8 protein-coding genes and 1 pseudogene are annotated in these 6,717 nt (G+C 45.9%); all 9 read left to right on the top strand.

Annotated features, from left to right (window positions below; all coding sequences use genetic code 11):
• Positions 1–1,400, top strand: a 1,400-nt coding sequence (locus ACI7MX_RS22870) for an RHS repeat domain-containing protein (protein ID WP_405591676.1), incomplete at its 5' end; no start/stop codon positions are given.
• Positions 1,401–1,410: 10 nt separating this feature from the next.
• Positions 1,411–1,659 (top strand): hypothetical protein, encoded by a 249-nt coding sequence (locus ACI7MX_RS22865; protein WP_405591679.1) that lies wholly within the window; start codon positions 1,411–1,413, stop codon positions 1,657–1,659.
• 46 nt (positions 1,660–1,705) lie between these two features.
• Positions 1,706–2,065 (top strand): hypothetical protein, encoded by a 360-nt coding sequence (locus ACI7MX_RS22860; protein ID WP_405612792.1) that lies wholly within the window; start codon positions 1,706–1,708, stop codon positions 2,063–2,065.
• Between the two features lie 91 nt (positions 2,066–2,156).
• Positions 2,157–3,716, top strand: a pseudogene (locus tag ACI7MX_RS22855) (polymorphic toxin type 46 domain-containing protein); the annotation flags it as partial.
• A 12-nt stretch (positions 3,717–3,728) separates the two neighbouring features.
• Positions 3,729–4,004 carry a hypothetical protein gene (locus ACI7MX_RS22850; protein ID WP_405591682.1) on the top strand — a complete coding sequence of 92 codons (276 nt, stop codon included), beginning with the start codon at positions 3,729–3,731 and terminating at the stop codon, positions 4,002–4,004.
• Between the two features lie 242 nt (positions 4,005–4,246).
• On the top strand, positions 4,247–4,513 hold the full coding sequence (locus tag ACI7MX_RS22845; RefSeq protein ID WP_405591685.1) for a hypothetical protein: 267 nt from the start codon (positions 4,247–4,249) through the stop codon (positions 4,511–4,513).
• Positions 4,514–5,145: 632 nt separating this feature from the next.
• On the top strand, positions 5,146–5,466 hold the full coding sequence (locus ACI7MX_RS22840) for a hypothetical protein (protein ID WP_405591688.1): 321 nt from the start codon (positions 5,146–5,148) through the stop codon (positions 5,464–5,466).
• A gap of 215 nt (positions 5,467–5,681) precedes the next feature.
• A complete protein-coding gene (locus ACI7MX_RS22835; RefSeq protein WP_405591691.1) occupies positions 5,682–6,200 on the top strand; it encodes a hypothetical protein in 519 nt (172 codons plus the stop codon).
• Positions 6,201–6,231: 31 nt separating this feature from the next.
• On the top strand, positions 6,232–6,492 hold the full coding sequence (locus ACI7MX_RS22830) for a hypothetical protein (RefSeq protein ID WP_405591694.1): 261 nt from the start codon (positions 6,232–6,234) through the stop codon (positions 6,490–6,492).
• Positions 6,493–6,717 lie beyond the last annotated feature (225 nt).

Below are 6,717 nucleotides of genomic sequence, written 5' to 3'. Positions count from 1 at the left end.
ACCGGCGCACTTACCAATACGACGCCAACAGCAACCTGAGGCTGCTCACCGACAGCCGCAAAGGCCAAAAAAGCTACGCCTACGATCCGCTCGACCGCCTCACCGAAGTGCTCGGCAACGCCAACAACGTCGAACACTTCGCCCACGACCCGGCGGGCAACCTCCTCGCCCAAAGCTACAACGGCCAGGGCCGCAGCCACGGCAAAATCAGAGGCAACCGCCTGCTGATGCAAGGCGACTGCCACTTCGACTACGACGCCTACGGCAACCTCATCCGCGAACGACGCGGCGCCGGCCAGCGCCTGGTCCGCCACTACCGCTACGACAGCCAGCACCGCCTGATCGGCATCACCCTGCCCGACGGCAGCGACGTCGCCTACCGCTACGACGCCTTCGGCCGACGCATCGCCAAAGACATGGACGGCAAAACCACCCAATTTATCTGGCAAGGCGACCGGCTGATCGCCGAAAACATCTACCAAAAAGGCGTCTACGGCTGGCCGCTGTACCGCAGCTACGTGTACGAACCCGGCACCTTCAAACCGATGGCGCTGCTAAAAGGCCACGGCACCACCAACGAGGTCTACTACTATCAGCTCGACCATTTGGGCACCCCGCAAGAACTCACCGACGCAGGTGGGAAAATCGTCTGGTCGGCGTATTACCGGGCGTACGGCAACATCGTCAAATTCGACATCAACGAAATCAGCAACCCGTTGCGTTTTCAGGGCCAGTATTACGACGAAGAAAGCGGACTACACTACAACCGCCATCGCTACTACAATCCCAACACCGGCCGCTACCTGACCCCCGACCCGATCAAACTGGCGGGTGGACTCAACAGCTACCAGTACGTGCCCAACCCAACGGGGTGGGTGGATCCGTTGGGGTTGATGAGTGTTGAGGGGGATTGTCCGGGTGTAACAGAAACCATAAATGCTGACACATTGGATCAATCTACAATTGATGCAGTTTTATCATTTGAAAAAGGAAGTCGCCCCGAACCTGAACTTTACCTCTCCCAGTCTTACCGGGATGCACATGCTAATATGTTCAGAAATGGAGCTGCACGAATTCAGCCTACGGCCCCCACCGGAGTTATTGGACGGACAGAGACTTGGGTATTACCTAAAAGTGTTGCCGAGCTGGCTATAGATAAGGCGGCAGGGAATATTTCAAAGCTAGAGAACTACTTAGGACTGGACAAGGGATATCTGGGACACCAACCTATGCTCGTATTAATTCCAAAGCCACATAAATATCGAATACCTTCGGGCAATGAGTTTGGCGCAAACACTTTTTGGAGGCCGGGAGGTTTCACCAGTCCTGGTGGACTTCCAGAAGCGGTTATTGATCCAGTGAAAATCAATGAATACACTATAAAGCCAATTATCGACTAGGTTTAATAAAATGGATATAAAAATCTACGAACTTGCCGACTTTGAAATATGGAAACGAAATGGCCATTTTTTTGTACGCTACGATGCTGGTGCCCATCAAATAGTGATGCGTGAAGATGAAATATCTGAGGGCGATGCTTTGCATGCTCTAAAAGGGCCTCAAGAAGCCAACGACATACTATTAAAACTACAAAGGCACTTAAATGAAAGTGGAGTAGACCCCTACACTACAAACCTGCAAACTACAGAGAAATTATAATAGCCAATAAAATTTTCATTAATTCGGCAGGCGAAAACTAACCAATATGAATTTACAAGCGATAGCAATAACAACCAATAACACCTTAATAAATACTGATCTCTCGCATACAACAGATCCACACTGCATTCAATTGAGAATGAATAATTCAAATTTCATCTCGACCGGAGACGATCTATACACTTGCCTAGCAAAGCTGCGTGAACAGATGCCGGACATTGACCTCCTTTGTAAAGTGTCGAAAATAAATATTCATCCATCCAGAAGCACAAGACAAATGACTGCCGGGCTCATGGCGTATGAATTAAAAATGGGCGAACAAGCCAGACGTTCAGATTTGGTAAATATTTTTGACTACGACGACAACAACCTCACAAACAACCCGAGCAAACAAAATGTTTTTTGAAGAGTGGATTACATCTTTGAAGTAAAAACAACTCATCACAATAAAGTCCAATACCCAGTTTTGCTCTTTAACAATATGTAAGCCCATAAACCTCACCGGCCACCGCTTCGAACACGGGCGCGAAATTATGCGCCAACAAGGCTCGGTGCTCAGCGAATACCACTACTACCAACAACAGCGCCTCAAGGAACACCGCGTCTACCCGCTCGACCACAACGGCGAAGTCACCGGCCACTACCACTACCGGCGCAGCTACCAATACGACGCCAACAGCAACCTGAGGCTGCTTACCGACAGCCGCAAAGGCCAAAAAAGCTACGCCTACGATCCGCTTGACCGCCTCACCGAAGTCCTCGGCAACGCCAACAACGTCGAACACTTCGCCCACGACCCGGCGGGCAACCTCCTCGCCCAAAGCTACAACGGCCAGGGCCGCAGCTACGGCAAAATCAAAGGCAACCGCCTGCTCATGCAAGGCGACTGCCACTTCGACTACGACGCCTACGGCAACCTCATCCGCGAACGACGCGGCGCCGGCCAGCGCCTGGTGCGCCACTACCGCTACGACAGCCAGCACCGCCTGATCGGCATCACCCTGCCCGACGGCAGCGACGTCGCCTACCGCTACGACGCCTTCGGCCGACGCATCGCCAAAGACATGGACGGCAAGACCACCCAATTTATCTGGCAAGGCGACCGGCTGATCGCCGAAAACATCTCACAAAAAGGTGTTAAGGGCTGGCCGTTGTACCGCAGCTACGTGTACGAACCCGACACCTTCAAACCGATGGCCCTGCTAAAAGGCCACGGCACAACCAACGAGGTCTACTACTACCAGCTCGACCACCTGGGCACCCCGCAAGAACTCACCGACGCAGGTGGGAAAATCGTCTGGTCGGCGTATTACCGGGCGTACGGCAACATCGTTAAATTCGACATCAACGAAATCAGCAACCCGTTGCGTTTTCAGGGCCAGTATTACGACGAAGAAAGCGGACTACACTACAACCGCCATCGCTACTAAAATCCCAACACCGGACGCTACCTGACCCCCGACCCGATCAAACTGGCGGGCGGACTCAACAGCTACCAGTACGTACCCAACCCTACGGGGTGGGTGGATCCGTTAGGGTTGATGAGTGTTGAGGGGGAGTGTCCGGGGGAACTGCTTTCTCGACTCAATAATAAATTTGAACGGTCTGGAGATGTACACAGCGACATAAATGTTAGAAGTAGGAGAGAGACAGCTATAGATTTTTATCGGTCGCAAGGGTATGAGGATGTTGATATTCCTGGCCATCTTAGCGGTATTGACTTTAACCAGTCTGTTACCACGGTGACTTTAAATAGAGGTAAAGTAGTGAACCAATTTCAATCTCCTAGAGCAAGACAAGGAAACTATTACTCACTAAACTCTGAGACAACACCCTCTGAGTTAGGCATTGGAGTCATGGACTACAATCGAAAAACTTTAAAATCCGAGTTAAAGCTACAGCAAAAATATTTAGTAACGCAGAAGGTGGAAGTATTAAAATCTACATCTAAGGATATTATCGACACTTGGTCAGTAAAGGATATGCCTCAACCTGCAGCAGGTGGCGGCACTCAAGTTTTCAGCACCGACACCGAAAAATTCAGAACATTAGATTAAGAGCTTCGATTGATGAATCAAGACACTCTCTACACAGCAATCAATGAATGTGGATTTACTGTTTTAGTATTTTCTGATCATCCAAATTTTTTCTCATCTTGGTCAGTCACTATAGAAAAAGAACAAAATATATTTATGATTGAGCATGACGGTCGTGATGGATGGCTGATACTTTATCGCCAATCAACAACTGGAATATTCGAAGAGGTTGACCGTAAAACATCTTACAATTTAAACTCCGAAAAAAAAATCTCGCAATGTAAAACATGGCTATTAAGCAATGCATAGCCATAAGGATCTTGAAGCCGTACGTTGGAGGCGCCGAAAATATTAATTATCATCAACGCCAAGGAAATAGACGGCAAGACAACTCAATTTCTCAGGAAAGGCGACCGTCTAATCCCCGAAAACATCTGCAAAAAAGGTGTCTAGGGATGGATTCTTTACCGCAGCGATAGAGGTGTTAATGCGGGAGTTGTTACTGAAAGATTAGGAAAGCTTGTAATCACTATTCTGCGCAGGAGTAGCATATGAAAAGTTGGTTGTATCCCCAGACAGTCGAAGCTGTAGAACATGCGTGCATGCTATACATGCGTGGAGACTTACAGACAACCGACTTACAAGCTGCACTTTACAAGGCAGAAAATGAGATTGTGGCTTATGAGGAGCAATGGTTAAGATCCTTGCTATGTGATACCGAGAACAGCATTGAGGAAATAGTCTTCACAGAGGCATCTGAAAGTCAAGCCGCATCTGTTAAATTACTAATACTCAACTTGCTTGAAAAAATAAAATAACAATCCAAGCACATTATATTGTGCTCTCCCACGGCAACAATTATGGAGGTCCACGCCATACAATCATCAGGAAAGCTGTGCGCAGTTCTGCGACACTATAGGAGTGATAGTGGATAGACCTTGGACTAAAGGTACGACATAAGTTACCAGCTCGGAGCTTTTTGAATGCAGAAGCAAACAAAAATAAAATAAACCCAATTGGGGTAATCCGTTGGGGTTAAGTTTATATCCGGAAAATGTGGGGCGCAAAATCCCCCCCCCGAAAATGGTGAAACCTCGGAACAAAAAAAGAACATTAGCGAAAACCTAAAAGCACCTATACATAACGAGATTAATTGGACAGTTCATGATCACAAATATAGCTTGTCAAAAAACATGTCTTGGGAAGCGATTATTGAACCCACTAAAACTGGCACGGCAAAATACAAGCCAGGAATTGACATAGAAATCTTGGAAAGAGGGGTTTTAAGGATGGAAAATCAAGCACCAATGGTAACCCTGGAAAGTTAAGGAGTTTGAAAGCGATATCTGTGCCAGCGGTGGCAAAAGAGTAGATGGATACGTATTGAACTGAGTGCCAAAACCATTCACGGGCATCCGATAACTGATCAAGAGCTCAGGAAGCTTACAAAATGATTGCATTAGACTTTTTAGATGAGAAAATCACTTATGACGAACTATCGAATATTGACATCAAAAACTTTAAAAATGACTTAGAAATATTGAAAGAAGATATGCTGCAGGTTGAATATTACAATGACTTCATAATAGATGTAGGGTGGTACCCCTCCTTTGATGAAAATGGGCATTTCCAAGTACGAGTAATTAAAGACCACCAATGGGAACCACCTTTAATTTTGCTCACCGCGAATACAATAACAGAGCTTATTAGCAAGCTCCAAACAGCACAAAACATAGTAAATGGCAGATTAACCACCGAAAACTCAAAGTAAACCGTAACCGTTAAAACCATTTCCATACAGGTATACTGGCATCCCCATGACACCGCTACTAAAACAGTGAGAAGCCAATAAAGCCATGAGTTATAAAAACAATTAAAGCTATCAAGTACTGCCATTTTCGGTAGCTAAAATATTCTTCGACAGCGCTAAGAACTCGTACTTGCTGAGCCACTTTCGTAATCCCAGCTGTTCTCACCCCTACCAAAATGAAGGAATGGGTAGATCCGTTGGGGTTAATGAGTGTTGAGGGGGAGTGTCCGGGGGAACTAGCCTTAAGCCCATCAATAGCTGATGAAATTCGGGCGATACCTAAAGGATATCGACCTGACCCAATAACCTATCTTTCTCCACAATATATGCCATCACATTTGTCAGCTTTCGATAACGGCGCAACTAGTTTCATGACTAGTTCAAATTTAGAGAAATACGGAATTGGTCAAAAAGATGGTACTGCTTTTGTCATGCCAAAAGCAGAAGTAGACAGCCTATTAGAACGCGCAAACGGAAATGCCGGTGTAATAGAAAACTCTCTAGGTTTGCCTTCAGGATTCTTAAAAGATAATAAATTAATGCGAATAGACCTCCAACTCTCAGCATTGCAAAGGTTAAAACCCCATCAGGAAATGAGACTGGATCAAATAATTTATGGATTCCAGGTGGATATCTTCCTAGCGGTAATAAAGAAGCAGTCATTTATGTCGAGAGTGTCATACCATCTCAAATGAAAATCACAACTCTATCCACAAAGGGCTAGCCATGAAATTTAATGATATTTTTTTCAGCAAAGAAAACAGGTATTCTCTTGGCACTGAATTGCAATCAGGAAAGCATTATTTGTCAATTCCAGTAAGCTACGGAATAGTCGATTACGAGGAATATTATGAAATTGACTCAAACTTGCTACAGCAGTTCCAGACACAACAAGAGACAGCACTAGAGTTTGCCCAAAAATGTCGAAGGCAAGAGCTTGATGAATTACTAATTGTAAAGCCGGGAAGTAATCGGGGTATAGGCTGAGCAAATATTATTCAATTTACACGAGTGACCACCTTCTTGTTCAAGCCACAGAAAAATACTCACTCAAGCCATGGAAGTTCCAAAAGCCACGCTGGGCCGCGTTTACCTCCACACACAATAAATAAATTTAATGACGGGCTTTGCTCTAGAAACTCGCGAATCCAATATATGAAAAATCATAAAATTAAAAGATATTGAGTATATTTATATCGGGCCCTATAATTT

Origin of the sequence: Pseudomonas sp. 2024-210 (assembly GCF_045062345.1) — a bacterium.
Lineage (GTDB): Bacteria > Pseudomonadota > Gammaproteobacteria > Pseudomonadales > Pseudomonadaceae > Aquipseudomonas.
The sequence above is the reverse complement of the archived record's forward strand: the minus strand, read 5'-3'. Positions and strand labels throughout refer to the sequence as shown.